This is a genomic window from Mesorhizobium sp. B3-1-9, from assembly GCF_006439595.1.
In the GTDB taxonomy this organism is placed as follows: Bacteria; Pseudomonadota; Alphaproteobacteria; order Rhizobiales; family Rhizobiaceae; genus Mesorhizobium.
This window is the reverse complement of the sequence record NZ_VFTJ01000006.1, coordinates 84,057-111,039: the sequence shown is the minus strand read 5'-3', so window position 1 is coordinate 111,039 and position 26,983 is coordinate 84,057. Positions and strand designations below refer to the sequence as shown.

The window sequence follows — 26,983 nt, the reverse complement described above, 5'->3', positions numbered from 1 at the left end:
TGTGATATTTCGTTTGACATTCGGTTTGAGTTCGAAATAATTCCGCCACGGTTTCGTAAAACACAAAAATGGTGCAATGCGAAATCGTTGGAGGATTCCTTGGACGCATCTCCGATCCATGACATTTTCGTCATCGGCGGCGGCATCAATGGCTGCGGCATAGCCCGAGACGCCGTTGGTCGTGGGTTTTCGGTATACCTCGCCGAGATGAACGATCTCGCCAGCGGAACCTCGTCGGGCTCGACCAAGCTCATCCATGGCGGCCTTCGCTACCTCGAATTCTACGAGTTCCGGCTGGTGCGTGAGGCGCTGATGGAGCGCGAGGTTCTGTGGAAGAACGCGCCGCATATCATTTGGCCGATGCGCTTCGTTCTGCCTTATGCCAAAGGCCTCAGGCCCGCCTGGCTGATCCGGCTGGGATTGTTCCTTTACGATCATATCGGCGGGCGCAAGCTGCTGCCGGCGACGAAGACGCTGGATATGGCCCGCGATCCGGCAGGCAAGCCGCTCAAGCCATTGTTCCGCAAGGCTTTCGAATATTCGGACGGTTGGGTCAACGACGCGCGCCTGGTGGCGCTGAACGCCCGCGACGCGGCAGATCGGGGCGCCGTTATCCGCACCCGCACCAAGGTCGTCGGTGCGCGGCGCGACGGTGCGCTTTGGACCATAAAAGTGCAGAATGTGCTTACCGGTGAAATCGAGGAGGTTCGCGCGCGGCTTCTCGTCAACGCCGCCGGCCCTTGGGTCGATCACGTGCTCTCGACCGCCGTCGGCCAGAACGACGTCCACAATGTCCGCCTCGTGCAAGGCAGCCACATCGTCATCCATAGGAAGTTCGACGATCCGCGCGCCTATTTCTTCCAGAACAAGGATGGCCGCATCATCTTCGCCATTCCTTACGAGGAAGAATTCACGCTGATCGGCACCACCGACCGCGATTATCCGGGCGATCCGCACGACGTGAAGATCTCCGACACCGAGATCGACTATCTGTGCGCCGCGGCAAGCGAATATTTCGCGCAGCCGGTGAAGCGCTCCGACATCGTCTGGACCTATTCGGCGGTGCGCCCGCTCTATGACGACGGCGCCTCCAAGGCGCAGGAGGCGACGCGCGATTATGTGCTGAAGGCCGATGGCGGGGAGGGCGCAGCCCCCTTGCTCAACGCTTTCGGCGGCAAGATCACGACCTTCCGCCGACTGGCGGAATCGATGCTTGAGAAGATCGAAGGTTTTCTCGGCAAGCGCGGCAGGCCGTGGACGCATGACGCGCCGCTGCCCGGCGGCGATTTCGCCGCGACCGGCTTCGATGCCCAGGTCGCCAGGCTGAAGAACGCCTATCCGTTCCTCGACCAGCGGCTGGCGCGCCGCTTCACCCGGCTTTATGGCACGCGGGCGGAGAAATTGCTCGGGCTCGCCAAGTCGAATGCCGATCTCGGCCGCAATTTCGGCGCCGACCTTTTCGAGGTGGAAGTTCGCTATCTGGCCGAAAACGAATGGGCGGTCACCGCCGAGGACGTGCTGTGGCGCCGCACCAAGCGCGGCCTGCATTTCAGCCGCGAGCAGACGGCCGCATTGGAAGAATTCATGCGCGGACTGAGCAGCCGCCATGTGGCTGCGGCGGAATGAGGATCGACCGCTGATGCGCAAGGCCTGGGAGGAGGCGTGATGCTGGAACTGAGGAACGTGACGAAGACCGTCGGCGCGCAGGAGCATATCCGCGACGTGTCGCTGACGCTTCAGCACGGCTCGCTGAACGTGCTCCTCGGGCCGACGCTTTCCGGCAAGACCAGCCTGATGCGACTGATGGCAGGCCTCGACGCGCCGACTTCCGGCTCGGTCTGGTTCGATGGCAAGGACGTCACCGGACAGAAGGTGCAGAAGCGCAATGTCGCCATGGTCTACCAGCAGTTCATCAATTACCCGGCGATGACCGTCTACGAGAACATCGCCTCGCCGCTGCGGGTGGCCGGCCTCGATCAGGCGAAGATCGACAAGGAGGTGCGCAACGCGGCGGCGCTTTTGAAGCTCACGCCCTATCTCGACCGCACGCCGCTCAACCTGTCCGGCGGCCAGCAACAACGCACCGCGCTTGCCCGCGCCATCGTCAAGAATGCCAGCCTGGTGCTGCTCGACGAGCCTTTGGCCAATCTCGACTACAAGCTTCGCGAGGAATTGCGCGCGGAGCTGCCGAAAATTTTTGCCGCCGCCGGCACCATCTTCGTTTATGCGACGACAGAGCCGCACGAGGCGCTTTTGCTCGGCGGCAACACGGCGACGCTTTCGGAAGGCCGCGTCACACAATTCGGCCCGACGGTCGAAGTGTTCCGCAAGCCGCTCGACCTGGTGACGGCGCGGACCTTCGCCGATCCGCCGCTCAACACCATCGTGCTCTCCAAGAAGGGGGCGGATTTCCTGCTCGAAGGCGGCGTCAAGTTGCCGGTGCCGACGGAACTCAACGGCATTGCGGACGCCAGCTACACGATCGGCTTCCAGCCGCATCATTTGTCGCTGGAGCGGCCGAACGCTTCCGCTGTGCCGGTGCGGGCGAAGGTCACCATCACCGAGATCACCGGCTCGGAAAGCTTCGTCCATCTCGATTTCGCCGATGCGCGCTGGGTCATGCTTGCGCATGGCATTCTCGATTTCGAGACGGACGACGAGGTCGAGGTGTTCATCGATCCGCGCCACATCATGGTGTTCGACCAGAACGGCCGCGCCGTGACGGCGTCGAAGCTGGCGGCGTGAGGAGCAAACGATGGCGCGCATCGAGGTCAACCATATTCGTCATTCCTACCTGCCCAACCCGCAGAAGGATTCCGATTTCGCGCTGAAGGAAGTGCACCACACCTTCGAGGATGGCGGCGCCTACGCACTGCTTGGGCCATCGGGCTGCGGCAAGACCACTCTGCTCAACATCATTTCCGGCTTGCTGCATCCCTCGCACGGCAAGCTTTTGTTCAACGGCCGTGACGTCACCAATCTGTCGACGCAGGAACGCAACATCGCGCAGGTGTTCCAGTTTCCGGTCATCTACGACACCATGACCGTCTACGACAATCTGGCTTTCCCGCTGCGCAACCGCCGCGTGCCGGAGACGGACGTCGACCGCAAGGTGCGCGAGACGCTCGACATGATCGATCTCGCTTCGCTGGCAAAGAAGAAGGCGCGCGGGCTCACCGCCGACCAGAAGCAGAAGATCTCGCTTGGGCGCGGCCTGGTGCGCTCGGACGTCAACGCCATCCTGTTCGATGAGCCGCTGACGGTGATCGACCCGCATATGAAGTGGGTGCTGCGCTCGCAGTTGAAGCAGCTGCATCGGCGCTTCGGCTACACCATGGTCTATGTCACGCACGATCAGACCGAAGCGCTGACTTTCGCCGACCGCGTCGTGGTCATGTATGACGGCGAGATCGTCCAGATCGGCTCGCCGGCCGAGCTCTTCGAGCGCCCGCGACACACTTTTGTCGGCTATTTCATCGGCTCGCCGGGCATGAACGTGCTGCCGGTTGCGCTGGAAGGCAGAACGGCGACGCTCGGCGCGCAGCGCATCGAATTGCCCGGCGTGCCCAAGGCCGAAGCCGGCGCCGTCGAGCTCGGCATCCGGCCCGAATATGTGCGGCTCGGCCGCGAGGGCATGGCGGTGCAGGTCTCCAAGGTCGAGGACGTCGGCCGCCACAAGGTCGTGCGCGCCAACCTGGAAGGCAGGGAGATTGCCGCGGTGATCGGCGAGGACGACGAGGTGCCTGCCGAACCGAAAGTCCGCTTCGATCCGGCCGGCATCAACATCTATGCCGATTCCTGGCGCGTCGAGATGGGGGCGTAGATGGACAAGACCTGGAACAACAAGGCCTGGTTCCTTGTTCTGCCGGTGCTGGTGCTGGTGGCGTTCTCGGCCGTCATCCCGCTTATGACCGTCGTCAACTATTCGGTGCAAGACACGTTCGGCAACAACGTCTTCTTCTGGGCCGGGACCGAATGGTTCGAGGAATTGCTGCACTCCGACCGCTTCTGGGAAGCGATGGTGCGCAACCTGATCTTCTCCTTCATCATCCTGGCGATCGAGGTGCCGCTCGGCATCTTCATCGCGCTCAACATGCCGAAGAAGGGCTGGGGCGTGCCGGTCTGCCTGGTGCTGATGGCGCTGCCGCTGTTGATCCCGTGGAACGTCGTCGGCACGATCTGGCAGGTCTTCGGCCGCAACGACATCGGCCTGCTCGGCTATTACGTCAATGCGCTTGGCATCGACTACAACTACGTCCAGGATCCGATCGACGCCTGGGTCACCGTCATCATCATGGATGTCTGGCACTGGACCAGCCTGGTCGTGCTGCTTTGCTACGCCGGCCTGGTCTCGATTCCCGATGCCTTCTACCAGGCGGCCAAGATCGACGGCGCCTCGCGCTGGGCGGTGTTCCGCTACATCCAGCTGCCCAAGATGCAGCGTGTGCTGCTGATCGCCGTGCTGTTGCGTTTCATGGACAGCTTCATGATCTATACCGAGCCCTTCGTCGTCACCGGCGGCGGCCCCGGCAATTCGACCACCTTCCTGTCGATCGACCTCGTCAAGACTGCCCTCGGCCAGTTCGACCTCGGTCCGGCGGCGGCAATGTCGCTGGTCTACTTCCTGATCATCCTGTTGTTGTCGTGGGTGTTCTACACCGTGATGACCAATTACGACGCGGAGCGCTGAGATGGCGGGCGCCAACGAGACGACGCGCGTGAGCGAGACGGCGGTCACCGAAGTGGGCAGCGCGCTGTCGCAGGACGAGGTGGCGAGGCTGATGCGCCGCCGCGGCGAGGAATCGCGCTGGTGGTGGATCGTGCCGACGGTCTACATCATCGTTATCCTGCTGCCGATCTACTGGCTCATCAACATGAGCTTCAAGACCAACGCGGAGATCGTGTCGTCGCTGACGCTGTTCCCGCATAATCCGACACTGGCGAACTATCGCACCATCTTCACCGACCCGTCCTGGTATTCGGGCTATATCAACTCGATCACCTATGTGGTGATGAACATGGTGATATCGGTGGCGGTGGCGCTGCCGGCGGCCTACGCCTTCTCGCGCTACCGCTTCCTTGGCGACAAGCATTTGTTCTTCTGGCTTTTGACCAACCGCATGGCGCCGCCGGCGGTGTTCGCGCTGCCGTTCTTCCAGCTCTATTCGGCGTTCGGCCTGATCGACACCCATATCGCCGTGGCGCTGGCGCACTGCCTGTTCAACGTGCCGCTGGCGGTGTGGATCCTCGAAGGCTTCATGTCCGGCGTGCCGAAGGAGATCGACGAAACAGCCTATATCGACGGCTATTCCTTCCCGCGCTTTTTCGTGAAGATCTTCATGCCGCTGATCGCGAGCGGTATCGGCGTCGCCTGCTTCTTCTGCTTCATGTTCTCGTGGGTGGAGCTCCTGATCGCGCGCACGCTGACCACGACCGACGCCAAGCCCATCGCCGCCACCATGACCCGCACCGTCTCTGCCGCCGGCATGGATTGGGGCCTGCTCGCCGCCGCTGGCGTGCTGACACTGATCCCCGGTGCTTTGGTGATCTGGTTCGTGCGAAATTATATCGCCAAGGGCTTTGCCCTGGGGAGGGTCTAAGCCATGAACCTCGACTTCTCCTGGATGGCGTGGACATGGCCGACGGCTGCTTTCTTCATCGTCATCGCGCTGATGCTCTGCGGCATGGGCGTTTGGGAATATGTCTCGCCCGGCGGCAATCCGCGCGTCGGCGTGCTGCGCTTCGAGACGACGCGCGGCGATCGTTTGTTCCTGTCGCTGCTTGGCAGCGCCTTCATCCATCTCGCTTGGCTGGGTCTGGTAGGACCCAACCTGTGGTGGGCTCTCGCTCTCTCCGTGGTCTACGCCGTTGGCGTGGTCCGATACGTATAGAGGGGGAATAGCCGGAGCGGCCGCGTGCTGGCGGCCGCCCCGGAATGCACTCGAAACCTAAGACTGGAGGAGACACATGCGACGGCAATTTCTAACATCGACGACCGCCCTAGCCCTATTGCTCGGCGTGGGCAACGCCTATGCCGGTATGGACGAGGCAAAAGCCTTTCTCGACAAGGAGATAGGCGACCTGTCGACGCTTTCACGCGCCGACCAGGAAAAGGAAATGCAGTGGTTCATCGACGCAGCCAAGCCGTTCGCCGGCATGGACATCAAGGTCGTCTCGGAAACCATCGCCACGCACCAATACGAGTCACAGGTGCTGGCGCCGGCCTTCTCCGCCATCACCGGCATCAAGGTCACGCATGACGTCATCCAGGAAGGCGACGTCGTCGAAAAGATCCAGACCCAGATGCAGACGGGACAGAACCTCTATGACGGCTGGGTCAACGATTCCGACCTGATCGGCACGCACTGGCGCTACCAGCAGGTGCGCAACCTGACCGACTGGATGGCGAATGAAGGCAAGGACGTCACCAATCCGAACCTCGACCTGAAGGACTTCATCGGCACCTCGTTCACGACGGCGCCCGACAAGAAGCTCTATCAGCTCCCCGACCAGCAGTTCGCCAACCTCTACTGGTTCCGCTACGACTGGTTCAACGACGAGAAGAACAAGGCCGACTTCAAGGCCAAATACGGCTACGACCTAGGCGTTCCCGTCAACTGGTCGGCTTATGAGGACATCGCCGAATTCTTCACCGGCCGCGAGATCGACGGCAAGAAGGTCTACGGCCATATGGACTACGGCAAGAAGGACCCGTCGCTCGGCTGGCGGTTCACCGACGCCTGGCTGTCCATGGCCGGCAATGGCGACAAGGGCATTCCGAACGGCCTGCCCGTCGACGAATGGGGCATCAAGGTCGACGAGAATTCGCGCCCTGTCGGCTCCTGCACGGCGCGTGGCGGCGACACCAACGGCCCGGCGGCGGTCTACTCGATCCAGAAATATCTCGACTGGCTGAAGGCCTACGCTCCGGCGGAAGCCCAGGGCATGACCTTCTCCGAATCCGGCCCGGTGCCGGCGCAGGGCGCGGTCGCGCAGCAGATCTTCTGGTACACCGCCTTCACCGCTTCGATGGTCGACGCCGGCGCCAAGGCGGTGCTGAACGACGACGGCACGCCGAAGTGGCGCATGGCGCCGTCGCCGCATGGCGTCTACTGGAAGGACGGCATGAAGCTCGGCTATCAGGACGTGGGTTCCTGGACGCTGATGAAATCGACGCCGGACGATCGCGCCAAGGCGGCCTGGCTTTATGCGCAGTTCGTCACCTCGAAAACGGTCGACGTGAAGAAGAGCCATGTCGGCCTGACCTTCATCCGCGAGAGCACGATCCACGACAAGAGCTTCACCGAGCGCGCTCCGAAGCTCGGCGGCCTGATCGAGTTCTATCGTTCGCCGGCCCGCGTCCAGTGGTCGCCGACGGGTACCAACGTGCCTGACTATCCGAAGCTGGCGCAGCTCTGGTGGCAGGCGATCGGCGATGCCTCGTCCGGCGCCAAGTCGGCTCAGGAAGCGATGGACTCGCTCTGCGCCGAGCAGGAAAAGGTCATGAGCCGCATCGAGAAGTCGGGCGTCCAGGGCGATATCGGCCCGAAGATGGCCGAAGAGCATGACCTCGCCTACTGGAACGCCGACGCGGTCAAGAAAGGCAATCTCGCGCCTCAGTTGAAGATCGAGAACGAGAAGGAAAAGCCAATCACCATCAACTACGACGAACTGGTGAAGAGCTGGCAGCAGCAGTAACTGCATGACGCGGGCGTGCTTGCCCATGTAGGAAGTGCGGGGGAGGCGGCTTTGCCGTCTCCCCTGTTGCATGAGAAGTGGGAGGATGCGGAATGAGCGGTTTTGTGCTGGCCATCGATCAGGGGACGACGTCGACCCGGGCCATCCTGTTCGACGACAAGATGAAGGTCGCCGGCGCCGGTCAGCAGGAATTCACGCAGCATTATCCGGCTTCCGGCTGGGTCGAACATGACCCGGAAGACATCTGGGCGAGTGTTCTCGCCACGGTGAAATCGGCGTTGAAGGCCGCCGGCCGCACGGCATCGGATGTCGCCGCGATCGGCATCACCAACCAGCGTGAGACCGTCGTCATCTGGGACAAGGCGACCGGCAAGCCGATCCATAACGCGATCGTCTGGCAGGACAGGCGCACCGCGCCGCTCTGTCAGAAGCTGAAGAAGCAGGGATTGGAGAAGACATTCACGAAGAAGACCGGCCTGCTGCTCGATCCCTATTTCTCCGGCACCAAGATCGCCTGGATGCTGGACAAGGTGAAGGGTGCCAGGAAGCGCGCCGAGAAGGGCGAACTGCTCGCCGGCACCATCGACAGTTTCCTGATCTGGCGGCTGACCGGCGGCCAGGTGCACGCCACCGACGCGACCAACGCCTCGCGCACTTTGGTCTACAACATCGAGAAGAATGTCTGGGACGACGAGCTGCTTTCCATTCTCAACATACCGGCCGCGATCCTGCCGCGGGTGAAGGATTGCGCCGACGATTTCGGCGTCACCGAGAAGAGCCTCTTCGGGGCCGAGATGCGGATCCTCGGCGTGGCCGGCGACCAGCATGCGGCGACGATCGGCCAGGCCTGCTTCGAACCCGGCATGATGAAATCCACCTACGGCACCGGCTGCTTCGCGCTGCTCAACACCGGCGCCGACCTGGTGCGTTCGAAGAACCGGCTTTTGACCACTATCGCCTATCGGCTCAACGGCAAGACAACTTACGCGCTGGAAGGTTCGATCTTCATCGCGGGCGCCGCCGTGCAGTGGCTGCGCGACGGCATCAAGGTGATCGGCAAGGCCGAGCAAAGCGGCGACTTGGCGGCGGCCGCGGACCCGGCGCAACAAGTCTATCTGGTGCCGGCCTTTGTCGGCCTCGGCGCGCCGCATTGGGACGCGGACGCGCGCGGCGCTATCTTCGGCCTGACGCGCAACTCCGGCCCGGCCGAGTTCGCACGCGCCGCACTTGAATCGGTCGCCTTCCAGACGCGTGACCTGCTCGACGCGATGCGCAAGGACTGGAAAGGCGCCTCGGCCAAGACGGTGCTTCGTGTCGACGGCGGCATGGTGGCGTCCGACTGGACCATGCAGCGGCTCGCCGACATTCTCGACGCGCCGGTCGACCGTCCGACGATCCCGGAGACGACGGCGCTTGGCGCCGCCTGGCTCGCCGGTTCGAAGGCTGGTGTGTGGCCGAAGGCAAGGGAATTTGCTAAGAGCTGGGCGCTTGAACGGCGCTTCATGCCGCAGATGGATGCGGCCGCGCGCGGGGCGAAGCTGGCCGGATGGCGCGATGCGGTGCGCAGGACGTTGAGTGGGCAATAAGGAGCTGTCAGTCAGCGTGCAGGGTGAGGGGAATGGACCCAGACTGGTATGCTGCCTGGCGTGAGGAGGCTTTCGAACAACTTCGAGGGAAAAATAGGCGCTTGCAGGATGACTTCCGCCTTGGCAGTTGGTCTCGCTATAATTACGACCTGAAGGCTGGAAAGCTCCTTTTCTCAGAACAAGGCGTCGTCACGGTCGTCTCGGAGATCCAAATTGCTGGGTCAACGAGCGTTGAAGCTGGCAATTGGCTCTGGGCTTGGGCCAATTCGAATTGGCCCTCGGAATTCATAACTGACGCCCAGTCAGCCCGATCTTTCGGTAAGAAGCACGGCATCGGCGATTTAACTCGAGACTATGTGACGGACGAAGATCTTGATGCACTCGGCTGGAAACTGACCTCAGCAGTGACTCGGATTTGCAACGCTTGCGGAGCCTATCGCTCTCCTCCAGATGACGGCGTAGGTCTTTATCTGATTCTCAAAAGCATTAGCTGGGCAAGCTGACCTGTGGGCGCGCTCAACTGTTGAAATCCGGCTGAATAACAACGAGAGAGCCCGTGCCTCTCGAGGCACGGGCTCAGTCAACGACCCTGGGTACTGACTGGAGGCCGTCAGTAGGGCGAAACGCACTGCTGACGCGGGCCGTTGTAGGGTTGGAAGGTGTTGTCCGAAGCGCGATACGAACGATAACGGTCGTAGCACCACTGCACGTGCGAGTTGCCGCGATAGACGCGGTTGTTCTCGCTGTTGACGATGGCGCCGGTGATCAGCGCGCCGGTGGCGAAAGCGGCAAGCGGGAACCAGTAGTCGCCATGACGGCGATAGCCGCGGCGATATTCACGATAGCCGCGATGGCCGTTCCAGTACATGCCGTCATTGCGCGAGAAACGCTGGCCGCCGCGCCAATGGCGGCCATGCCTCCATCGGAAATCGCGTTCTGCGACCGTCTGGACGTCGGACGAAGCCGGCGAAGCCTGCGGGACGAACACCTGCGCGGCGTTGGCCGGCACCGCTGCCGCGGCGGCGAACGAAACCGACAAGGTGGCGGCAAGCAAGCCCGACACGATCTTTTTCATGGGTCTTCTCCTTGAGAGGGTGGTTTGACGTCCCTGTGCCGAAGGAACGGAAAATGGCCTCAATGGTTCCCGTTTGAATCTCAAACCATTGTTATTTCAGGAGCTTCTGAGATACCCGGGCAGATCGAAGCGGGCATCGGACTCGGCACTACGGATGCTTGATCGCCAGTCGCCAAAATTCGCCAGACCCGTTGATAACTCCAACTGGCGGCCGTCTTTTTCCGGTTGACCGGCCGCGGCACTCTCCCTATGTTCCGCGCAATTTCGAGGGCGGCGTTTCGAGCCCGCGGGAGCGCGTAGCTCAGCCGGTAGAGCAACTGACTTTTAATCAGTAGGTCATGGGTTCGAATCCCATCGCGCTCACCAAAATTCATGATCCAAAACCGTCCGTGTCCCCGGCAATCGGAACAAAAACTTATGCGCGGCTGTTTCCCACCCGAAGGGACTGCAATTCGGGATGCGGATACGGTGGACGTACTGAACTTGGAACTGGCCAGGGCCAGGCAGCGCGTCAAGCGCGCAGAGATTTCGCTCAATCACGCAAAAGAACTGCTGGACGAGGAATGCGGCGTCGGGATCAATCTTGCCCTATGCGACCGCATAAGGTCGGAACAGCAGCGGGTCGCGGAGGCCAGAAAGCGGCTGATGAATATCGCTTCGACCGCCTGATGGGGTGACTTCCCCAAGACAAGCGTGATCCTGCCGCGTTGCCTTGTCCCTGGATAAGGTCGTGGTTAAACTCGGCGCCTCCGAGGGAGGCTCCAGGATGACACTCGACCTTTCGGTAGACGCTGAGGCCCCCAAGGCGACGACACCGCCTGGCAAATATCTTTTTGGTCCGGTCGCCGACTTCCTCATGCTGGGCGGCAGCGCGTTTCTGATCCTGCCGGTGCTGTTCTTCGTGCCGCGCGCGTATGAAGGCCCGTTGGCCGCGACGATGGTCGTCGTGGCCTATCTGGTGAACTATCCGCACTTCGCCCACTCCTACCAGATTTTCTACCGCAATTTCGGCCGCAAGGCGCGCGGCGACGGCTACGACAGGAGCCTGCAGCTTCGCTATATTTTCGCCGGCGTCATCGTTCCGGCGATCATGGCGCTGTTCTTTGCCTATGGCGCGGCGACGTCGAACACGCGGCTGCTCGGCTTCGCGGCCAACGCGATGTTCTTCTTCGTCGGCTGGCACTACGTCAAGCAAGGCTACGGCATGCTGATGGTCGACGCCGTCCTGAAACGCAAATTCTTCGATCACCGGGACAAGAAGGTGCTGCTCGTCAACAGCTACGCGGTGTGGATCCTGGCCTGGCTGCAGACGAATACGGCCGTGACGCAGGGACAGTATTATGGCCTTCAATATTACACCTTCGCGGCGCCGTCCTGGATCACCGACATTGCCGTGCTGGCGGCCGTTGGGTCGACGGCAGCCACGCTTTTGATGCTGGTCAACCGCTGGCGAAGGAATGGCGGCGGACTGCCTTACAACGGCATCGTGGCCTATGTCGCGTCACTCTATCTCTGGATCCTGATCGCCAGGATCAACCCGCTCTGGCTGCTCGTGGTGCCGGCGCTTCACTCACTCCAATATCTGGCCGTGGTGTGGCGCTATCAGACCAATGTCGAGCGTGACGTCTCGGACGCCGCGCGCGATCCGGAGCCGAAGATACTATCCGTGCTTGGGCCCCGCTACCGGTTGCGGGTGCTGGGGTTCATCATCGGCGGTGGCGCTCTCGGCTATCTCGGCTTCTGGCTGATCCCCTTCGTGCTGACCGCCCTGATCCCCTACGACAGCCAGGTCCTCGGTTCCTCGCTGTTCTTCTTCATCGTGCTGATCTTCATCAACGTGCACCACTACTTCCTCGACAATGTGATGTGGCGCCGCGGCAATCCGGAAGTGTCTAAATATCTGTTCCGGTAAAGTTGCGGCAGTCCGCGGATCACGCGATCAGCGAAACATTCCCGCCAGCATGGCGTTCCAACCTTCCGGCGAGGTCGAGCTCCAGAAGCACCATCGCAATCTGCGCGGCGCTTAATCCCGTGTGGCGGATGATCTCGTCTATGCCTGTCGGCGTGGGTCCGAGCGCTTCCAGCACATCGGCGCGGTCGTTTTCGCCTGGCGGCGGCATGGCGGATATGTCGGGCGCCTCGGCAATTGGCGCGGTTCTTGGAGCCCGAGTGCCGGCAAGCGGCGCCAGCGCGCCGAGCACATCGGCGGCCTCGGTGACGAGCGTGACGCCGTCCTTGAGCAGCGCGTTGCAGCCGGCGGCGCGCGGATCGAGCGGCGAGCCCGGCACGGCGAAGACCAGCCGGCCCATTTCATTGGCGAGGCGGGCGCTGATCAGCGAGCCGGAGCGCTGTGCGGCCTCGACCACCACAAGTCCAAGCGCCATGCCTGCGACCAGGCGGTTGCGGCGCGGGAAATCCTGGGCGCGCGGCTGCCAGGCGAAGGGCATTTCCGAAACGATGGCGCCGCCACGATCGGCGATCTCGTCGCACAGGCCGGCATTCTCGGACGGGTAGGGGACATCGAGCCCGCCGGCCAGCACGCCGATGGTGCCGGTCGAAACGCTGCCCTTGTGCGCGGCCGTGTCGATGCCGCGCGCCAGACCGGAAACGATGACGTAGCCTTCGCGGCCGAGGTCGGCTGCCAGCATGCGCGCCATCTTGATGCCGGCCAGCGAGGCATTTCGGGCGCCGACAATCGCCACCGCCGGCAGGCGGAAGACGGCGCCTTCGCCTTTCACCGCCAGCAGCGGCGGCGGATTGTCGAGGGTCTTCAGCAAGAGCGGATAATCGGCCTCGCCAATACCGACGAAGCGGGCGCCGGCGCGCCGGGCGGCGTCCAGCTCGGCTTCGGCCTCGGCGACGGAAGGGATGCGGACGATACGATTGGCGCCGCCGGAGATCATCAGCTCGGGTAGCATTTCAAGCGCGGCTTCGGCCGAGCCGAAGCGGTTGATCAACTCGCGAAACGAGGCCGGGCCGACATTGGGCGTGCGGATCAGGCGAAGCCAGGCAAGCCGCTGCCGGTCGCTGAGGCGCGGGCCGGCGGCCGGCGCGCTCATCCCTTCGCCCCGATCTTGCCTTCGGTGCCGGCCAGCAGCCTCGAGATGTTGGCATGATGCTTGACGATGACGATCAGGCTCATCACGGCGAACAGGCCGGCGATCTGCGGCATGCTTATGAAATAGAGCGCGATCGGCACAATGACCGCCGCCGACAGCGCCGCCAGCGAGGAATAGCGGAACAGGAAGGCCATTGCGAGCCAGACGACGGCGAAGACCAGCATGCCTTGCCAGGCAAGGCCTAGCAGCACGCCCAGATAGGTGGCGACGCCCTTGCCGCCCCTGAAGCCGAGCCAGACCGGGAAGAGATGGCCGAGGAAAGCGCCGAAGCCGGCCAACAGGCCGAAGTCCGGCGAAAAATGCCCGGCGACCAGCACCGCGGCCGTGCCTTTCAGCGCATCGAGCAGCAGCGTGGCGGCAGCGAGCCCTTTATTGCCCGTCCTCAGCACATTGGTCGCGCCGATGTTGCCGGAGCCGATCTTGCGAACGTCGCCGAGCCCGGCCGCGCGGGTGATCAGGAGCCCGAACGGGATCGAGCCGAGCAGATAGCCGAAGACGAGCGCGACTGCGTAACCCATTGTTTCCCCCTTATTTCCTGTTGCTCCGGCTGCTCGCTCCAGGATTGAGATACTGTGCGTTATGCAACCATTGTTTGCAAGAGCTAGCTCTGCTCAGGCATCAGTTGGTCATAATGGTAGAGTCGGGAGGGTTCGCCAAGCAACTCTGTGCAGGGGCAGGCCAGGCAGGGCTCAAAGCGGTGGGTGGTCTATGCGGAAAACACCGTGCGTCCCGCAACCATCGTCTGCAAGACCTTGCCCTGCAGGCGCGCGCCTTCGAAACAGGTGTTCTTCGAGCGCGAGCGCAGACCGCTTTCGCTGACGATCCACGGCTCGTCGACGTCGACAAGTACGAGATCGGCCGGCGCGCCCGGCTTCAGCGTGCCGCCCGGCAGGCCGAACAGTCTTGCCGGCGCCGTGGACAGCGTCTCGATCAGCCTCAGCAACGGCACGTCGGCATTGTGGTAGAGCCGAAGTGCTACGCCAAGCAGCGTCTCCAGCCCGATGGCGCCGGCGGCGGCATCGGCAAAGGGCAGGCGCTTGGTGTCGACGTCCTGAGGGTCGTGCGAGGAGACGATGATGTCGATCGTGCCGTCCTTGATCGCCTCGATCATCGCCAGCCGGTCGTCCTCGGCGCGCAAGGGCGGGGTCAGCCGGAAGAAGGTGCGGTATTCGCCGACGTCATTCTCGTTGAGCGACAGGTTGTGGATGGCGACGCCGGCCGTGACATTGGCGCCGTCGGTCTTGGCCCTGTTCACCGCGCCGGCCGCCATCGCCGACGAGATCTTGGCGGCGTGGTAGGCGCCACCGGTCAGCCGGGCCAGTGCCAGGTCGCGTTCAAGAGGAATGAGCTCGGCTTCGCGCGGGACGCCAGAGAGGCCAAGCCAGCTTGCGTAGAGCCCCTCGTTCATCACACCGGACGCGGCGAGGTCGGCATCCTGGGTTTCATGCGCGATCACACCGCCGAAATCGCGGGCGTAGGTGAGCGCGCGGCGCATCACCAGCGCATTGGCGATCGTGTGGCGGCCGTCGGTGTAGACAACGGCGCCGGCTGCGCGCAGCAGGCCGAATTCGGTCATTTCGCGGCCTTCGAGGCCCTTGGTGATCGCGGCCGCCGGAAAGATGTTGACGCTTGCGGTGTCGCGTGCCGTGCGCAGCACGAATTCGACCAGCGCCACATTGTCGATCACCGGATCGGTGTCCGGCATCATGACGATGGAGGTGACGCCGCCCGCCGCCGCCGCCATGCTTGCCGAGGCGATGGTTTCGCGATGTTCGCCGCCTGGTTCGCCGATAAAGACGCGCGCGTCGACAAGGCCCGGAATGATCGTCTTGCCGGCGCAGTCGACGACGGCGGCGCCTTCCGGCACGCCCTGGTTCAGTGCCGCCTTTCCGGCCGCGACGATTCTGCGGCCGTCAACGATAACGCTGCCGATCTCGTCGACGCCGCGCGACGGGTCGACAATGTGCGCCTTGCTGAAGACGGTCACGCTCATGCGCCGCGCCCCTCATGGTTGCGGCGCGGGTCGAGCAGAGCTTCCATGACCGCCATGCGTACGGCGACCCCCATCTCCACCTGTTCCTGGATGACGCTTTGCGGCCCATCGGCGATTTCGGAGGCGATTTCCACGCCACGGTTCATCGGACCGGGATGCATGACCAGCGCATCGTCCTTGGCGGCTTTCAGCTTTTCGGCATCCAGGCCGAAATAGTGGAAATATTCGCGGATCGACGGCACGAACGCGCCTTCCATGCGCTCGCGCTGCAGGCGCAGCATCATGACGACGTCGGCATCCTTCAGGCCCTCGGCCATCGAGCGCGCGACGATCACGCCCATCCTGTCGATGCCGGACGGCAGCAATGTCGAGGGCGCGACGACGCGCACCTGCGCGCCAAGCGCGTTCAAAAGCATGATGTTGGAGCGGGCGACGCGCGAATGCAGGATGTCGCCGCAGATCGCCACGATCAGCTTCGACAGCGGCCCTTTGGCGCGGCGGATGGTCAGCGCATCGAGCAGCGCCTGCGTCGGATGCTCGTGCGCGCCGTCGCCGGCATTGACCACCGAGCAGCCGACCTTCTGCGCCAGGAGCGCCGCCGCGCCGGCCGACTGGTGGCGGATGATGAGGATGTCCGGGCGCATGGCGTTGAGGGTCATCGCCGTATCGATCAGCGTCTCGCCCTTCTTCACCGAAGAGCTTGCCACCGACATGTTCATGACGTCGGCGCCAAGCCTTTTCCCGGCCAGTTCGAAGGACGATTGCGTGCGGGTCGACGCCTCATAGAACAGGTTGATCTGGGTTCGGCCGCGCAGCGTCGAGGTCTTCTTTTCCGATTGCCTCGAGATTGCCACGGCCTGGTCCGCCCGATCGAGCAGCAGCTCGATATCGGCGGGGGAAAGATCGCGGATGCCCAGAAGATGGCGGTGGGGAAAGAGCGGCAGGGACGAAGCGTCGGTCATCTCAAGGCGCTGCTATAGGGTGCGGTCCGGCCTGCCGCAAGCGCCAGCTTTGGATTGCGAGCGTTCTCCCCGGTATTTTCGTCGCGCGCCTTGCATGGCATGGGCTATAAGGCCCAGTGGCTTCGGATTCGCGACCGCGGCCTTGAAAATGATAGGACCTCCCTGCCAAACGAAGGATTGGGCTTGACCGACGAGGTGATCAACCAGCCGCCGCCGTTGACGGGCGGCAACGCATGGCGGGGCGATCCGTTGCTCATCCAGCTTGCCGAGCGTTTTTCCGACCCCGTACGCAAGGATCTCGACGGGCTTGGCCGGTTCGTGATGACGCAGGAGGCGCAGGAGCTCGCCCGCCTCGCCAACACCGACACGCCGAAATTGCGGACGCATGACCGCCAGGGCCGCCGCCTCGACCTGGTCGAATACCATCCGGCCTATCACGCCTTGATGCGCCGCTCGGTCGCCGGCGGGCTGCATTCTTCCGTGTGGGAAAACGGCGATGCCGAGATCGGCCGTCGCCATCAGGTGAGGGCGGCGCGCTTTTATCTGACCGCCGAGCTCGAGACCGGGCATCTTTGTCCCATCACCATGACCAGCGCCTCGCTGGCGGCCTTGATGGCAAGTCCGAAGCTTTTCCGCGAATGGGCGCCGCGCGTGACGACGCGCAAATATGACCAGACACAGAAGCCTCCCGTGCAAAAGACCGGACTGACGCTCGGCATGGGCATGACCGAGAAGCAGGGCGGCACCGATGTGCGCGCCAACACCACCAGGGCGGAGCGCACGGGAAGCGGGTTCTACCGGTTGACCGGCCACAAATGGTTCATGTCGGCGCCGATGTCGGATGCCTTCCTGGTGCTCGGTCAGGCGCCGGAGGGACTGTCCTGCTTCCTCGTGCCGCGCATACTGGGCGACGGCTCCGGCAACGGCTTCCGCTTCCAGCGTCTGAAGGACAAGCTCGGCAACCGCTCGAACGCCTCGTCTGAGGTGGAGTTCGTCAACGCGATCGGCGAGATGGTCGGCGATCCGGGCGCCGGCGTGAAGACGATCATGGACATGGTGACGCTGACCAGGCTCGACTGCGCTGTCGCTTCGTCGGCACTGATGCGGGCGGGCCTCGCCGAGGCCGTCCATCACACGCGTCATCGCCAGGTGTTCGGCTCCAGCCTGATCGACCAGCCGCTGATGCAGCGGGTTCTGGCCGACATGGCGCTCGATGTCGCCGCGGCCACGGCGCTGTCGTTCCGGCTGGCGCGCTCTTTCGACGAGGCGGCAAGCGATCGCGGCGAGGCGGCCTTTGCCCGCGCCATGACGCCTGTCGTCAAATACTGGGTCTGCAAGATCGCGCCGCAGCTGCTTTACGAAGCGATGGAATGCCTTGGCGGCAACGGCTATGTCGAGGAAGCGCCGCTTGCCCGCTACTACCGGGAGGCGCCGGTCAACGCGATCTGGGAGGGCTCGGGCAATGTCATGGCGCTCGACGTGCTGCGCGTGCTTGGCCGCGCGCCCGGCCTGTTCGAGGAGGTGCTAACCGGCATCGACCGCGATCTCGGCACCGGCGGGCGCGGCACCATCGGCGTGCTGAAAGCCGCCATGCAGGTCGCCGCGACCGACCAGGGCTCGGCGCGCCTGCTCACCGAACAGCTGGCGCTTTCGGCCGCCGCGGCGGAGCTTCGCAGGCTGGGGGCAGGGCGGATCGCCGACGCCTTCGTCGAAACCCGGCTCGGCGGCCAGTGGCGCACCACCTACGGCATGCTCGATTCGCGCCACGACGCGCGCATGATCATCGACACGCTCTATCCGCCGGTGACCTGATCCGGCTTTTCGGCATCATGCCCCAAAGGCGGATTGCCGATCTGTGGATAGCTGTTAACCTTAACAAATGGTTTCCGTTGCGGCGAACCGTTGCAAAGCCCAATCTCCGCTTGCTGGAGTAGGGAACGGTTAACCATGACCCCCCGAGCTCCGCCAGCGGGAAGCGTATGCGGCACGTGTTGAGCTCAGTTCTGGCCTTGCATTGGGCGGTGGTTTTCGCCCTGCTTGCCTATATCTGCATAGACGGCAGCCGCGGCATAGCGGCGGCGCTTGGCGTGCTCGGCCTCTCAGTCCAGGGGAACCGGTTTCCGCAGTTTGAAAATGCCGTCGTGGTCGCGCCGCTTTCGGTCGCGCTTTTGACCGTCGCGGTGCTGTTCTGCTGGACCTTCGTCGAAACGCTGCTGAACGCGGCGGCAAGGCCGGACGCGGGCGAGAGCGTGGCGCGGATCGCCTTCATCTCGGCGTCCTTCCTGCTCTCGGTGATCCTCATCGGCGGCGTGGCGCAAGGCGTCGACGGCCTGTTCATGATCGTCGCCATCCAGATGACGGCGCTGCTTGCTTCCTACGTCGCCGTGCTGGCCGAACGGCGCTCCACCTTCGCCGCAATGAATTTGCCGGAGGGCGATGTTCGCGCCGCCTCGCGCATGGCGATGGGCGCCGCGCACAGCTCGCTCCTTTCCCGCATATCCGGCCGCCCGGAACGCAAGCCAGGAGGCAGCCGCTGATGCGCACGCTGTTCGCACTGTGGGCCGCTCCGATGGCCATCTTCTGGGGATGGTTCTTCCTGTCGCTCAACGACATGAATTTCGGCTATGTGATGCTGAGCCGCCAGCTGCATGATTTCGTCTTCGAGCTCTATGGCCAGATGCTGGGCATCGATCCGGCCATTATCCCCGGCATGGTGGCGCGGACCTGCATTTTCGACTTTTTCCTGCTGATGGGGCTTTGGGTCTTCCGCCGCCGGCGCAACATCGCCGAATGGATCAGACAGCGCCGGCAGGGCGATATCAGCTCCGGTCGGTTCGGCCGAGCGACTGAAGCCGGTCCAACGCTCCCTGCAGAATAAAGGCGGCGGCCGCCGAATCGATCTTGCCGGCGCGCTTCTTGCGCGAGAAATCCATCTCGATCAGTGTGCGTTCAGCAGCGACCGTCGACAGCCGCTCGTCCCACAGCACGAAGGGCAGGTCCGACAGCGGCGCCATGTTGCGGACGAAGGCGCGCGATTTCTGGGCCCGCGGTCCTTCCGAGCCGTCCATGTTGACCGGCAGGCCGAGCACGACGGCACCGACATTGTCCTTCTCGAACTGAGCGAGCAACTGGGCGGCATCGAGCGAAAACTTCTTGCGCAGGATGACCTGGCGCGGATGGGCGAAGGACAGCCCGCGATCGGAAACCGCCACGCCGATCGTCTTGTCGCCGAGATCGAGCCCGGCGAGCGTCCTGCCGCCGGCAAGCCGTTCCGGCAGTTCCTCGATTGAAATAATGCCCAACGGCTTTTTCCTGACATCCGGGCGTCACACATTCTTTTGACGGTGAGAAGCGCCGCGCTACTTTCAATTTGCCGGGAGCGTTCTATCTTCCGGCAACGGAAAAATCGAGGAAGCATTCATGAAACTGACCTGGTACGGACATTCGGCATTCCGCGTCGAGACCAAGGACGCCACCATTCTCATCGACCCCTATCTGGTCGGCAACCCGTCCTGGACGGGCGGCTGGGAAGGGCCGGCTGAGGGCGTGACCCATGTGCTCCTGACCCACGGCCACAACGACCATGTCAGCGGCGCGGTCGAGGTGCTGAAGAAAAGCGGCGCCATGCTGGTCGCCAATTTCGAGATCTGCATGTATCTCGTCGGCCAGGGCGTCAGCGGCGACAAGATCAATCCGGGCAATCTCGGCGGCACGGTCGATTGCGGGCCGTTCACCACCACTTTCGTGCAGGCGTTGCATTCGTCCTCCTTCGGCGGTGAGGGCGGCACGAACACCTATCTCGGCAATCCGGGCGGGCTCGTCCTGCACTTTCCCGGGGACAAGACGCTCTACCACATGGGCGACACCGACATCTTCTCCGACATGGGGCTGATCAACGAGCTGCACGAGCCGAAGATCGGCATCGTGCCGATCGGCGACCGCTTCACCATGGGCGGCGCGGTGGCGGCGCTTGCCTGCCGCCGCTTCTTCGGCTTCGACACAGTCGTTCCCTGCCATTTCGGCACTTTCTCGATGATCGACCAGACCGCCGACAAGTTCGTCGCCGGCATGGAAGGCTCGGGCGTCAAGGTGGCGTTGCCGGAAATCGGCAAGGCGATCACGATCTAGGTTGCTCCGTCAGGAATCTGGAATAAAATCATGGCCTTGAGACAGACTCTTTGCGTTTCGATGCTGGTCGCGGCAACGCCGGCGCCGGCGACCGACGATTCATCGAGGGCTGCAATCCGAGGAACTCTGCGACAAGGCCAAGAACGAGACGCTGCAGACCGTGATCGACGCCGGCAACATCGTGCTGACGGCTGAGGGATTGCAAGGGGTCGAGTACAATTGCGAGTTCCTCCAAGTCCGCAAGGCACAGAGCGCGCCGAGCTGGGCCGTGACCGCGATCTGCCGGGAACCCGACCATGTGTTTCCGGACGTGCTTTCGGCCACCCCGGTAAGCGCAAAACAGATCGACCTTGTCTCGGTCCGGCCGGTCGACGATGAGGGCGAGCGGTCCGGCAACGGCGGCAGCTACTATCATTGCGAAGGCGTAGCGCTGCCTCAGTAACCGAGCGGGCGGCCGCGTGCCGACCGCTCCGGCATCATCCATGTTGCGCGCTGAGCGCGGCGCCGCTATAGCCCGCACTGGTTTTCCCGAGGCGAAAAGAACATGTCCGTTGATCTTCAGACCGTGAAGCGCGTCGCGCACCTTGCCCGTATCGCGGTGAGCGAGCAGGACGCCGAGCGCATGACTGGCGAATTGAACGCCATCCTCGGCTTCGTCGAGCAATTGAACGAGGTCGATGTCTCGGGCGTCGAGCCGATGACCTCGGTCACGCCGATGGAGATGAAGAAGCGCCAGGATGCCGTGACCGACGGCAACAAGGCCGCCGACATCGTCGCCAACGCGCCGGCGACGGAAGAGAATTTCTTCCTCGTTCCGAAGGTGGTGGAGTAGGCTGTGGCTGTCGAGATCGCCATCGAGACGCCTTTGCAGGACGACGTGCGTGCGCTGGTCGCCGAACTCAACGCCGCGCTGCTCGAGCTGACGCCGCCCGAGCACTGCTATCATCTCACCGTCGAGCAGATGGCGGGCATGGATACGACGGTATTCATCGCCCGCGACCACGGCCTTGCCGTCGGCTGCGGCGCGCTCAAGCGCCATGACGATGCCACCGGCGAGGTCAAGCGCATGTATACGCGGCCTTCGCACCGCGGCCGCAAGATCGGCGCCGAGATCGTCGGACGTGTCGAGGCGCTTGCCCGGAAGGAACGGCTGAAGCGCCTGGTTCTCGAAACCGGCGATCGGCACCCTGCCGCCTGGACCGTTTATGAGCGCGCCGGATTCTCGCGTTGCGGACCGGTGCTGGATTATCCCGACTCCGAATGGTCGGTGTTTTACGAAAAGAGCCTTGCCTGATGAGCGATCTCACACATCTCACCATTTCCGAGGCCCGCTCCAAGCTGCGCGGCAAGGAGATCACCGCGGCCGAGATCACCGAGGCCTATCTCGCGGCGATCGATCGCGCCAATCCCGTGCTCAACGCCTATGTGGCTGTCACCGCCGACAAGGCGCGCGACATGGCCAAGGCTTCCGATGTCAGGCTCGCCACGGGCGAGGGCGGCGCGCTGGAAGGCATTCCGCTCGGCATCAAGGACCTGTTCGCTACCCAAGGCATCCACACCCAGGCCTGCAGCCATGTGCTGGACGGCTTCAAGCCGCGCTACGAATCGACCGTGACCAGAAACCTGTGGGCCGACGGCGCGGTGATGCTCGGCAAGCTCAACATGGACGAGTTCGCCATGGGCTCGTCGAACGAGACCTCCTATTACGGCCCGGTGATCAATCCGTGGCGGCGTTCGCGCCTCGACACGGTCGTCATGCCGACGACGCATCAGGGCGACGGTGGCTTTGTTTCCGCCGGCGGCACGAAGACGGCGCGGACCTTGGACAATGCCCAGTTGGTGCCGGGCGGCTCGTCTGGCGGCTCGGCATCGTCCGTGGCCGCCTTCCTCTGCGCGGGCGCCACCGCCACCGACACCGGCGGCTCGATCCGCCAGCCAGCCGCCTTCACGGGCACGGTCGGCATCAAGCCGACTTACGGGCGCTGCTCGCGCTGGGGCGTCGTCGCCTTCGCTTCCTCGCTAGACCAGGCGGGGCCGATCGCGCGCGACGTGCGCGACGCCGCCATCCTGTTGAAGTCGATGGCTTCCGTCGATCCGAAGGACACGACCTCGGTCGACCGCCCGGTGCCGGACTATGAAGCGGCGGTCGGCAAGCCGGTCAGGGGCATGAAGGTCGGCATTCCGAAGGAGTACCGCGTCGACGGCATGCCGGAAGACATCGAGGCGCTCTGGCAAAAGGGCATCGCCTGGCTGAAGGACGCCGGCGCCGAGATCGTCGATATCTCCCTGCCGCACACCAAATATGCCTTGCCGGCCTACTATATCGTGGCACCCGCCGAGGCGTCGTCGAACCTCGCCCGCTATGACGGCGTGCGCTACGGCCTGCGCGTGCCCGGCAAGGACATCATCGACATGTATGAGAAGACGCGTGCCGCCGGCTTCGGTCGCGAGGTCAAGCGTCGCATCATGATCGGCACCTATGTGCTGTCGGCCGGCTATTACGACGCCTACTATCTGCAGGCGCAGAAGGTGCGCACGCTGATCAAGCGCGACTTCGAGAACGTCTTTGCCGCCGGCGTCGACGTCATCCTGACGCCTGCGACACCGTCGGCCGCCTTCGGCGTCGCCGACGAGGACATGGCTTCCGATCCGGTCAAGATGTACCTCAACGACATCTTCACCGTGACCGTGAACATGGCGGGTCTTCCCGGCATTTCGGTGCCGGCCGGCCTCGACGGCAAGGGCCTGCCGCTCGGCCTGCAGCTGATCGGTCGCCCGTTCGACGAGGAAACGCTGTTCCAGACGGCGCATGTGATCGAAAAGGCCGCGGGCAGATTCCAACCGGAGAAATGGTGGTAGGATGTCGGCCCCGTCTCGCATATCCATTGTCGAGACGGCAGGCGAATTGATCATCGGCAACCCGCCGCGGCGTTCGGCCATAAGGACAGGCTTTGTCCTGCTCTCTGTCGGGATTGTCGCCGTCACCGCGTATTGGGGGTTTTTCGACAGGTCGCCGGCGACGATCGCGATGGGCCTCGTTGGTCTTTTTTCATTCCTGGCTGTGGTCGGGTTGTTCGCCTATTTCCTCGGCAGGGAATTGCTGTGGCTGGCTTGCGCCGGGGAAGAGCTGCGCGTCACCAAAACCACCGTGCTCCGCGAAACCAGGGGCAGCCCGCTTCCCGATCGCGCCTCCCTGACCTTCAGTGGGCCGCTCTCGGTCGAAATCCTGAACCATCCCTATCCGACCGACGAGGCCGGCCTGAAGGAAGTTGTCCGTTTGACCGGCGCAACAGGTTCAATCTCCTTTGGCCGGGAACTGAGCCGGCCCGAAGCTGAAGCGGTGGCGGAAGCCGTTAGGCGATTTACCGCCACCAACCATTCCTATGCGCGGTAGGTGCCAAGCGTGTTCTACTATCTTTCCAAGATTCTCTGGTTCTTCATCCAGCCGATCAATCTGGCCATCTTCCTGCTGCTCGCCGGCCTGCTTGCGGCGCTGTTCGGGCGCCGGCGGCTGGCTGCAACCGGCAGCGTGCTGGCTTTTCTGATCCTGATGCTTTCGGCCTGGACGTCGGTTGGCGCGATGATGTTGACCCCGCTAGAAGAACGCTTCCCCAAGCCGCCGCTACCGGAAAAGGTCGATGGCATCGTCGTGCTTGGCGGCGGCTTCGAGGGCGCCATCAACCTGGCGCGCGGCGGCTATGAGTTGAACAGCAGCGGCGACCGCATGGTCGAGACCGCGATCCTGGCGAGGCACTTTCCCCAAGCGAAGATCGTCGTGTCCGGCGGCAACGGTTCGCTTTTCCTCGACGGCGAGGGCGACGCCGATACGGCACCGCGGCTGCTCGGGGCGCTCGGCGTTTCGGCCGATCGCATGATCCTCGAGGACAAATCCCGCAACACTTACGAGAATGCCGTCTTCTCGCGGAATCTCGTCGAGCCGAAACCGGGCGAGACCTGGCTGCTGGTCACCTCGGCTTTCCACATGCCGCGCGCCAAGGCGCTGTTCGACAAGGCGGGTTTTGCGACCATTCCGTGGCCGGTCGATTATCGCACCTCGGGCAGGGAAGGCGTCGGCTTCTACAGCGACAATCCGGTCGACTCGGTGCAGGCGACCACCATTGCGGTGCGCGAGTGGATCGGGCTTTTCGCCTACAGGCTGTCCGGCAGGATCGATCAGTTCTTCCCCGGGCCGGGCGGCTGACCGAGCACCGCCTGCCGCGCCGCGGAGAAGAACTGACGGCGCACCGGCACGGCAAACAGCACCAGCGTCGACACCACGAACACCACCGGATCGACGAACCAGCCGAGATAGCCGATCGAGAAGAAGACGGCGCGCAGGCCCGAGTTGAAGTGATGTCGCTGGCGGAGCAAACAAGGTCGGCAGCCGCCGCGCCGCGGCATGCAAAACAGCGGAAACATCCCGGGAATTCCTATATGTAGGTTTCAAGCGACCCTCAGGAGACAACGACCCCGTGTTCCTTTCGGTTTTCGACCTGTTCAAGATCGGCATCGGCCCGTCGAGCTCGCACACGATGGGGCCGATGACGGCCGCGCGCCGGTTCCTCGACGAGATACTGGCCGATGACTGGCCGCGCCCCGCCGGCGTCAAGGTCGACCGCATCGGCGCCAGCCTGCACGGCTCGCTTGCCTATACCGGCATCGGCCACGGCTCGGATCGGGCCGTTGTCCTCGGCCTGGCAGGCCAGACTCCGCAGACGGTCGATCCGGACGAGGCGGATAGCATCGTCGCCCGCATCGGCGCGCAGAAGCGCATTTCGCCGCCCGGGCATCCGGCATACCGCTTCGATCCCGCCAAGGACCTCGTGCTCGACCGCAAGACGCCGCTGACCGGTCATGCCAACGGCATGGCTTTCTATGCCTATGACGCATCCGACCGGCTGCTGCTCAAGCGCATCTATTATTCGATCGGCGGCGGTTTCGTCGTTTCGGAGGAAGAGCTGCAGCGCATGAAGGCAAAGGGCTCGGTGACGACCGAGGGCAAGAACGTGCCGTACCCCTTCAAGAACGCCGTCGAAATGCTGGCGATGGCGGCCAAGAGCGGGCTTTCGATCGCCGAGATGAAGCGCGCCAACGAGGAAAAGCATATGTCGCGCGAGGAGCTCGACGAAGGCCTCGACGCGATCTGGGGCGCAATGAAGGGCTGTATCGATCGCGGCTTGTCGCAGGACGGCATCATGCCGGGCGGGCTGAAGGTGCGCCGCCGGGCGCGGCAGCTGCACGACAAGCTGCAGGAACAGTGGCAGCAGAACCGGCCTAATCCCTTGCTCGCCAATGACTGGCTGTCGATCTATGCGATGGCGGTCAACGAGGAAAACGCCGCCGGCGGGCGCGTGGTGACGGCGCCGACCAATGGCGCCGCCGGCACGTTGCCGGCAGTGCTGCGCTACTGGCTGCATTTCCATCCCGAAGCCGACCAGCCGAGCATCCGCGACTTCCTGCTGACGGCCGCCGCCGTCGGCGGCATCATCAAGTCCAACGCCTCGATCTCGGGCGCCGAGGTCGGCTGCCAGGGCGAGGTGGGTTCGGCTTCGGCGATGGCCGCCGCCGGCCTGTGCGCCGTCATGGGCGGTACGCCGGAGCAGGTGGAGAACGCCGCCGAGATCGCGCTCGAGCATCATCTCGGCATGACGTGCGATCCCGTCGGCGGCCTGGTGCAGGTGCCCTGCATCGAACGCAACGCGCTGGGCGCGGTGAAGGCGGTGACGGCCGCTTCCTTGGCCATCAAGGGCGATGGCACGCATTTTGTGCCGCTCGATGCCGCGATCGAGACCATGCGCCAGACCGGCCTCGACATGAACGAGAAGTACAAGGAAACCAGCCTCGGCGGTCTGGCGGTCAATGTCGTCGAGTGCTGAGGTCCTACCAAGACTCCAGGCTGGCCCTGTGGAGAAGTCGCTCAAGGCGTTGACGCGTCAACCCTTGCGGCTAAATCTTGGGGCATGTCACTTAATCTCCTAAAACTGTGCGTCGGCTGCGACAGCGTCGAGGACCTTGAGGAGTGGATTGCGTTCCGCCTCGACGAGCGGCGACGCGCCGGCGAGCCTGCCGAGCACTGGCACACCACCCGCGTGGTGCCGACGCGCGGCGGCGAGATCACCGACGGCGGCTCGCTCTATTGGGTGATCAAGGGCAGCGTGCAGTGCCGGCAGCTGATCACCGAGATCCGGCCCTTCACCGACGATGAAGGCATCGGCCGCTGCCATCTTATGCTCGATCCGAATGTGGTGCGCACCGACTGGCAGCCGCGCCGCGCCTTCCAGGGCTGGCGCTATCTGAAGCCCGCCGATGCGCCGGCCGATCTTGGCAAGGCGCTCGCCGAAATGCCGCCCAAGCTGAGGCTCGAACTCGCCGAACTCGGTCTGCTCTAGCGCGGCTTTGTTTACCGCCCCTGGCGCTGGCCC

29 protein-coding genes, 1 tRNA gene and 1 pseudogene are annotated in these 26,983 nt (G+C 63.6%); 24 read left to right on the top strand and 7 right to left on the bottom strand.

The annotated features are described in order from the left end of the window. Positions 1-99: 99 nt before the first annotated feature. From glpD to FJW07_RS13045, 9 genes are all read left to right on the top strand, one after another. Complete coding sequence (gene glpD, locus FJW07_RS13085) at positions 100-1,626, top strand: glycerol-3-phosphate dehydrogenase (RefSeq protein ID WP_140856841.1); 1,527 nt, start codon at positions 100-102, stop codon at positions 1,624-1,626. Between the two features lie 39 nt (positions 1,627-1,665). After that, positions 1,666-2,745, top strand: a complete 1,080-nt coding sequence (locus FJW07_RS13080) for an ABC transporter ATP-binding protein (RefSeq protein WP_140856840.1) — start codon at positions 1,666-1,668, stop codon at positions 2,743-2,745. Positions 2,746-2,755: 10 nt separating this feature from the next. Continuing rightward, positions 2,756-3,823 carry an ABC transporter ATP-binding protein gene (locus tag FJW07_RS13075; protein WP_140856838.1) on the top strand — a complete coding sequence of 356 codons (1,068 nt, stop codon included), beginning with the start codon at positions 2,756-2,758 and terminating at the stop codon, positions 3,821-3,823. Beyond that, positions 3,824-4,690, top strand: a complete 867-nt coding sequence (locus FJW07_RS13070; protein ID WP_140856836.1) for a sugar ABC transporter permease — start codon at positions 3,824-3,826, stop codon at positions 4,688-4,690. 1 nt (position 4,691) lies between these two features. Further along, positions 4,692-5,600 carry a carbohydrate ABC transporter permease gene (locus FJW07_RS13065; RefSeq protein ID WP_140642818.1) on the top strand — a complete coding sequence of 303 codons (909 nt, stop codon included), beginning with the start codon at positions 4,692-4,694 and terminating at the stop codon, positions 5,598-5,600. A 3-nt stretch (positions 5,601-5,603) separates the two neighbouring features. Continuing rightward, complete coding sequence (locus FJW07_RS13060) at positions 5,604-5,891, top strand: DUF2160 domain-containing protein (RefSeq protein ID WP_140782834.1); 288 nt, start codon at positions 5,604-5,606, stop codon at positions 5,889-5,891. Positions 5,892-5,967: 76 nt separating this feature from the next. After that, positions 5,968-7,698 (top strand): ABC transporter substrate-binding protein, encoded by a 1,731-nt coding sequence (locus FJW07_RS13055; protein WP_140642813.1) that lies wholly within the window; start codon positions 5,968-5,970, stop codon positions 7,696-7,698. A 92-nt stretch (positions 7,699-7,790) separates the two neighbouring features. Continuing rightward, positions 7,791-9,284, top strand: coding sequence for a glycerol kinase GlpK (gene glpK, locus FJW07_RS13050; protein WP_140856834.1), 1,494 nt, complete (start codon positions 7,791-7,793; stop codon positions 9,282-9,284). A 32-nt stretch (positions 9,285-9,316) separates the two neighbouring features. Next, positions 9,317-9,787, top strand: a complete 471-nt coding sequence (locus tag FJW07_RS13045) for a DUF6882 domain-containing protein (protein ID WP_140856832.1) — start codon at positions 9,317-9,319, stop codon at positions 9,785-9,787. 107 nt (positions 9,788-9,894) lie between these two features. On the opposite strand, the gene FJW07_RS13040 is transcribed toward FJW07_RS13045, so the two are convergent. Continuing rightward, on the bottom strand, positions 9,895-10,359 hold the full coding sequence (locus FJW07_RS13040) for a BA14K family protein (RefSeq protein WP_140782832.1): 465 nt from the start codon (positions 10,357-10,359) through the stop codon (positions 9,895-9,897). Between the two features lie 290 nt (positions 10,360-10,649). On the opposite strand from FJW07_RS13040, the gene FJW07_RS13035 reads away from it, so the two are divergent. The 3 genes from FJW07_RS13035 to FJW07_RS13025 all read left to right on the top strand — a co-directional run bounded on the left by FJW07_RS13035 (position 10,650) and on the right by FJW07_RS13025 (position 12,271). Next, a tRNA-Lys gene (locus FJW07_RS13035) sits at positions 10,650-10,725 on the top strand. A 51-nt stretch (positions 10,726-10,776) separates the two neighbouring features. Continuing rightward, positions 10,777-11,028, top strand: a complete 252-nt coding sequence (locus FJW07_RS13030; RefSeq protein ID WP_140782831.1) for a hypothetical protein — start codon at positions 10,777-10,779, stop codon at positions 11,026-11,028. Between the two features lie 97 nt (positions 11,029-11,125). Continuing rightward, the gene (locus FJW07_RS13025; protein WP_140856831.1) at positions 11,126-12,271 is read left to right on the top strand and encodes a hypothetical protein; all 1,146 of its coding nucleotides are present in this window, start codon (positions 11,126-11,128) and stop codon (positions 12,269-12,271) included. 19 nt (positions 12,272-12,290) lie between these two features. Here FJW07_RS13025 and dprA read toward each other — a convergent pair whose 3' ends face one another. The 4 genes from dprA to FJW07_RS13005 all read right to left on the bottom strand — a co-directional run bounded on the left by dprA (position 12,291) and on the right by FJW07_RS13005 (position 16,433). Beyond that, positions 12,291-13,418, bottom strand: a complete 1,128-nt coding sequence (gene dprA, locus FJW07_RS13020; protein WP_140856829.1) for a DNA-processing protein DprA — start codon at positions 13,416-13,418, stop codon at positions 12,291-12,293. Further along, positions 13,415-13,996, bottom strand: a complete 582-nt coding sequence (plsY, locus tag FJW07_RS13015; protein WP_140856827.1) for a glycerol-3-phosphate 1-O-acyltransferase PlsY — start codon at positions 13,994-13,996, stop codon at positions 13,415-13,417. The genes dprA and plsY overlap by 4 nt, the downstream gene beginning before the upstream one ends. 188 nt (positions 13,997-14,184) lie before the next feature. Then, a complete protein-coding gene (locus FJW07_RS13010) occupies positions 14,185-15,471 on the bottom strand; it encodes a dihydroorotase (protein ID WP_140856826.1) in 1,287 nt (428 codons plus the stop codon). Next, a complete protein-coding gene (locus tag FJW07_RS13005; RefSeq protein ID WP_140642779.1) occupies positions 15,468-16,433 on the bottom strand; it encodes an aspartate carbamoyltransferase catalytic subunit in 966 nt (321 codons plus the stop codon). The genes FJW07_RS13010 and FJW07_RS13005 overlap by 4 nt, the downstream gene beginning before the upstream one ends. A gap of 183 nt (positions 16,434-16,616) precedes the next feature. On the opposite strand from FJW07_RS13005, the gene FJW07_RS13000 reads away from it, so the two are divergent. The 3 genes from FJW07_RS13000 to FJW07_RS12990 all read left to right on the top strand — a co-directional run bounded on the left by FJW07_RS13000 (position 16,617) and on the right by FJW07_RS12990 (position 19,311). After that, positions 16,617-18,245 carry a DNA alkylation response protein gene (locus FJW07_RS13000; protein WP_140653054.1) on the top strand — a complete coding sequence of 543 codons (1,629 nt, stop codon included), beginning with the start codon at positions 16,617-16,619 and terminating at the stop codon, positions 18,243-18,245. A gap of 167 nt (positions 18,246-18,412) precedes the next feature. Further along, positions 18,413-18,970, top strand: a complete 558-nt coding sequence (locus FJW07_RS12995; protein WP_140642775.1) for a hypothetical protein — start codon at positions 18,413-18,415, stop codon at positions 18,968-18,970. After that, positions 18,970-19,311 carry a DUF6105 family protein gene (locus FJW07_RS12990; protein WP_140653058.1) on the top strand — a complete coding sequence of 114 codons (342 nt, stop codon included), beginning with the start codon at positions 18,970-18,972 and terminating at the stop codon, positions 19,309-19,311. The genes FJW07_RS12995 and FJW07_RS12990 overlap by 1 nt, the downstream gene beginning before the upstream one ends. On the opposite strand, the gene ruvX is transcribed toward FJW07_RS12990, so the two are convergent. Continuing rightward, the gene (ruvX, locus tag FJW07_RS12985; RefSeq protein ID WP_140856824.1) at positions 19,253-19,735 is read right to left on the bottom strand and encodes a Holliday junction resolvase RuvX; all 483 of its coding nucleotides are present in this window, start codon (positions 19,733-19,735) and stop codon (positions 19,253-19,255) included. The genes FJW07_RS12990 and ruvX overlap by 59 nt on opposite strands. Before the next feature lie 118 nt (positions 19,736-19,853). Between ruvX and FJW07_RS12980 the strand changes: the two genes are divergently transcribed. The 7 genes from FJW07_RS12980 (at position 19,854) to FJW07_RS12950 (ending at position 24,762) form a co-directional block, all read left to right on the top strand. Then, positions 19,854-20,561, top strand: coding sequence for a metal-dependent hydrolase (locus FJW07_RS12980; RefSeq protein ID WP_140856822.1), 708 nt, complete (start codon positions 19,854-19,856; stop codon positions 20,559-20,561). Positions 20,562-20,721: 160 nt separating this feature from the next. Then, a complete protein-coding gene (locus FJW07_RS12975; protein ID WP_246680748.1) occupies positions 20,722-21,003 on the top strand; it encodes a hypothetical protein in 282 nt (93 codons plus the stop codon). A gap of 102 nt (positions 21,004-21,105) precedes the next feature. After that, the gene (gene gatC, locus FJW07_RS12970) at positions 21,106-21,393 is read left to right on the top strand and encodes an Asp-tRNA(Asn)/Glu-tRNA(Gln) amidotransferase subunit GatC (RefSeq protein ID WP_140642765.1); all 288 of its coding nucleotides are present in this window, start codon (positions 21,106-21,108) and stop codon (positions 21,391-21,393) included. 3 nt (positions 21,394-21,396) lie between these two features. Next, positions 21,397-21,855 (top strand): GNAT family N-acetyltransferase, encoded by a 459-nt coding sequence (locus tag FJW07_RS12965; RefSeq protein ID WP_140856821.1) that lies wholly within the window; start codon positions 21,397-21,399, stop codon positions 21,853-21,855. Beyond that, positions 21,855-23,420: an amidase family protein gene (locus FJW07_RS12960; RefSeq protein WP_140856819.1), complete on the top strand. Its 1,566-nt coding sequence runs from the start codon at positions 21,855-21,857 to the stop codon at positions 23,418-23,420. Before FJW07_RS12965 ends, FJW07_RS12960 begins: the two co-directional genes overlap by 1 nt. Positions 23,421-23,466: 46 nt before the next feature. Then, positions 23,467-23,955: a hypothetical protein gene (locus FJW07_RS12955; RefSeq protein WP_246680747.1), complete on the top strand. Its 489-nt coding sequence runs from the start codon at positions 23,467-23,469 to the stop codon at positions 23,953-23,955. 9 nt (positions 23,956-23,964) lie between these two features. Further along, entirely contained in the window at positions 23,965-24,762 is a 798-nt protein-coding gene (locus FJW07_RS12950) for a YdcF family protein (RefSeq protein WP_140856815.1), read from the top strand. On the opposite strand, the pseudogene FJW07_RS12945 reads toward FJW07_RS12950, so the two are convergent. Then, positions 24,735-24,914: pseudogene (locus FJW07_RS12945) on the bottom strand (DUF599 family protein); the annotation flags it as partial. The gene FJW07_RS12950 and the pseudogene FJW07_RS12945 sit on opposite strands and share 28 nt — an antisense overlap. Before the next feature lie 119 nt (positions 24,915-25,033). Between FJW07_RS12945 and FJW07_RS12940 the strand changes: the two are divergent. Further along, a complete protein-coding gene (locus FJW07_RS12940) occupies positions 25,034-26,437 on the top strand; it encodes an L-serine ammonia-lyase (protein WP_140856813.1) in 1,404 nt (467 codons plus the stop codon). An 84-nt stretch (positions 26,438-26,521) separates the two neighbouring features. Further along, positions 26,522-26,950, top strand: a complete 429-nt coding sequence (locus FJW07_RS12935) for a DUF1489 family protein (RefSeq protein WP_140856811.1) — start codon at positions 26,522-26,524, stop codon at positions 26,948-26,950. Positions 26,951-26,983: the final 33 nt, after the last annotated feature.

Coding starts and splice junctions, on each gene's coding strand:
- FJW07_RS13075 (WP_140856838.1), top strand. CDS start 2,756: ATGGCGCGCATCGAGGTCAACCATATTCGTCATTCCTACCTGCCCAAC.
- FJW07_RS13080 (WP_140856840.1), top strand. CDS start 1,666: ATGCTGGAACTGAGGAACGTGACGAAGACCGTCGGCGCGCAGGAGCAT.
- FJW07_RS13040 (WP_140782832.1), bottom strand. CDS start 10,359: ATGAAAAAGATCGTGTCGGGCTTGCTTGCCGCCACCTTGTCGGTTTCG.
- plsY (WP_140856827.1), bottom strand. CDS start 13,996: ATGGGTTACGCAGTCGCGCTCGTCTTCGGCTATCTGCTCGGCTCGATC.
- FJW07_RS13070 (WP_140856836.1), top strand. CDS start 3,824: ATGGACAAGACCTGGAACAACAAGGCCTGGTTCCTTGTTCTGCCGGTG.
- FJW07_RS13030 (WP_140782831.1), top strand. CDS start 10,777: ATGCGCGGCTGTTTCCCACCCGAAGGGACTGCAATTCGGGATGCGGAT.
- FJW07_RS13025 (WP_140856831.1), top strand. CDS start 11,126: ATGACACTCGACCTTTCGGTAGACGCTGAGGCCCCCAAGGCGACGACA.
- dprA (WP_140856829.1), bottom strand. CDS start 13,418: ATGAGCGCGCCGGCCGCCGGCCCGCGCCTCAGCGACCGGCAGCGGCTT.
- glpK (WP_140856834.1), top strand. CDS start 7,791: ATGAGCGGTTTTGTGCTGGCCATCGATCAGGGGACGACGTCGACCCGG.
- FJW07_RS12935 (WP_140856811.1), top strand. CDS start 26,522: ATGTCACTTAATCTCCTAAAACTGTGCGTCGGCTGCGACAGCGTCGAG.
- FJW07_RS13055 (WP_140642813.1), top strand. CDS start 5,968: ATGCGACGGCAATTTCTAACATCGACGACCGCCCTAGCCCTATTGCTC.
- FJW07_RS12990 (WP_140653058.1), top strand. CDS start 18,970: ATGCGCACGCTGTTCGCACTGTGGGCCGCTCCGATGGCCATCTTCTGG.
- FJW07_RS13005 (WP_140642779.1), bottom strand. CDS start 16,433: ATGACCGACGCTTCGTCCCTGCCGCTCTTTCCCCACCGCCATCTTCTG.
- gatC (WP_140642765.1), top strand. CDS start 21,106: ATGTCCGTTGATCTTCAGACCGTGAAGCGCGTCGCGCACCTTGCCCGT.
- FJW07_RS13045 (WP_140856832.1), top strand. CDS start 9,317: ATGGACCCAGACTGGTATGCTGCCTGGCGTGAGGAGGCTTTCGAACAA.
- FJW07_RS13065 (WP_140642818.1), top strand. CDS start 4,692: ATGGCGGGCGCCAACGAGACGACGCGCGTGAGCGAGACGGCGGTCACC.
- FJW07_RS13010 (WP_140856826.1), bottom strand. CDS start 15,471: ATGAGCGTGACCGTCTTCAGCAAGGCGCACATTGTCGACCCGTCGCGC.
- FJW07_RS12960 (WP_140856819.1), top strand. CDS start 21,855: ATGAGCGATCTCACACATCTCACCATTTCCGAGGCCCGCTCCAAGCTG.
- FJW07_RS12995 (WP_140642775.1), top strand. CDS start 18,413: ATGCGGCACGTGTTGAGCTCAGTTCTGGCCTTGCATTGGGCGGTGGTT.
- FJW07_RS12980 (WP_140856822.1), top strand. CDS start 19,854: ATGAAACTGACCTGGTACGGACATTCGGCATTCCGCGTCGAGACCAAG.
- FJW07_RS13060 (WP_140782834.1), top strand. CDS start 5,604: ATGAACCTCGACTTCTCCTGGATGGCGTGGACATGGCCGACGGCTGCT.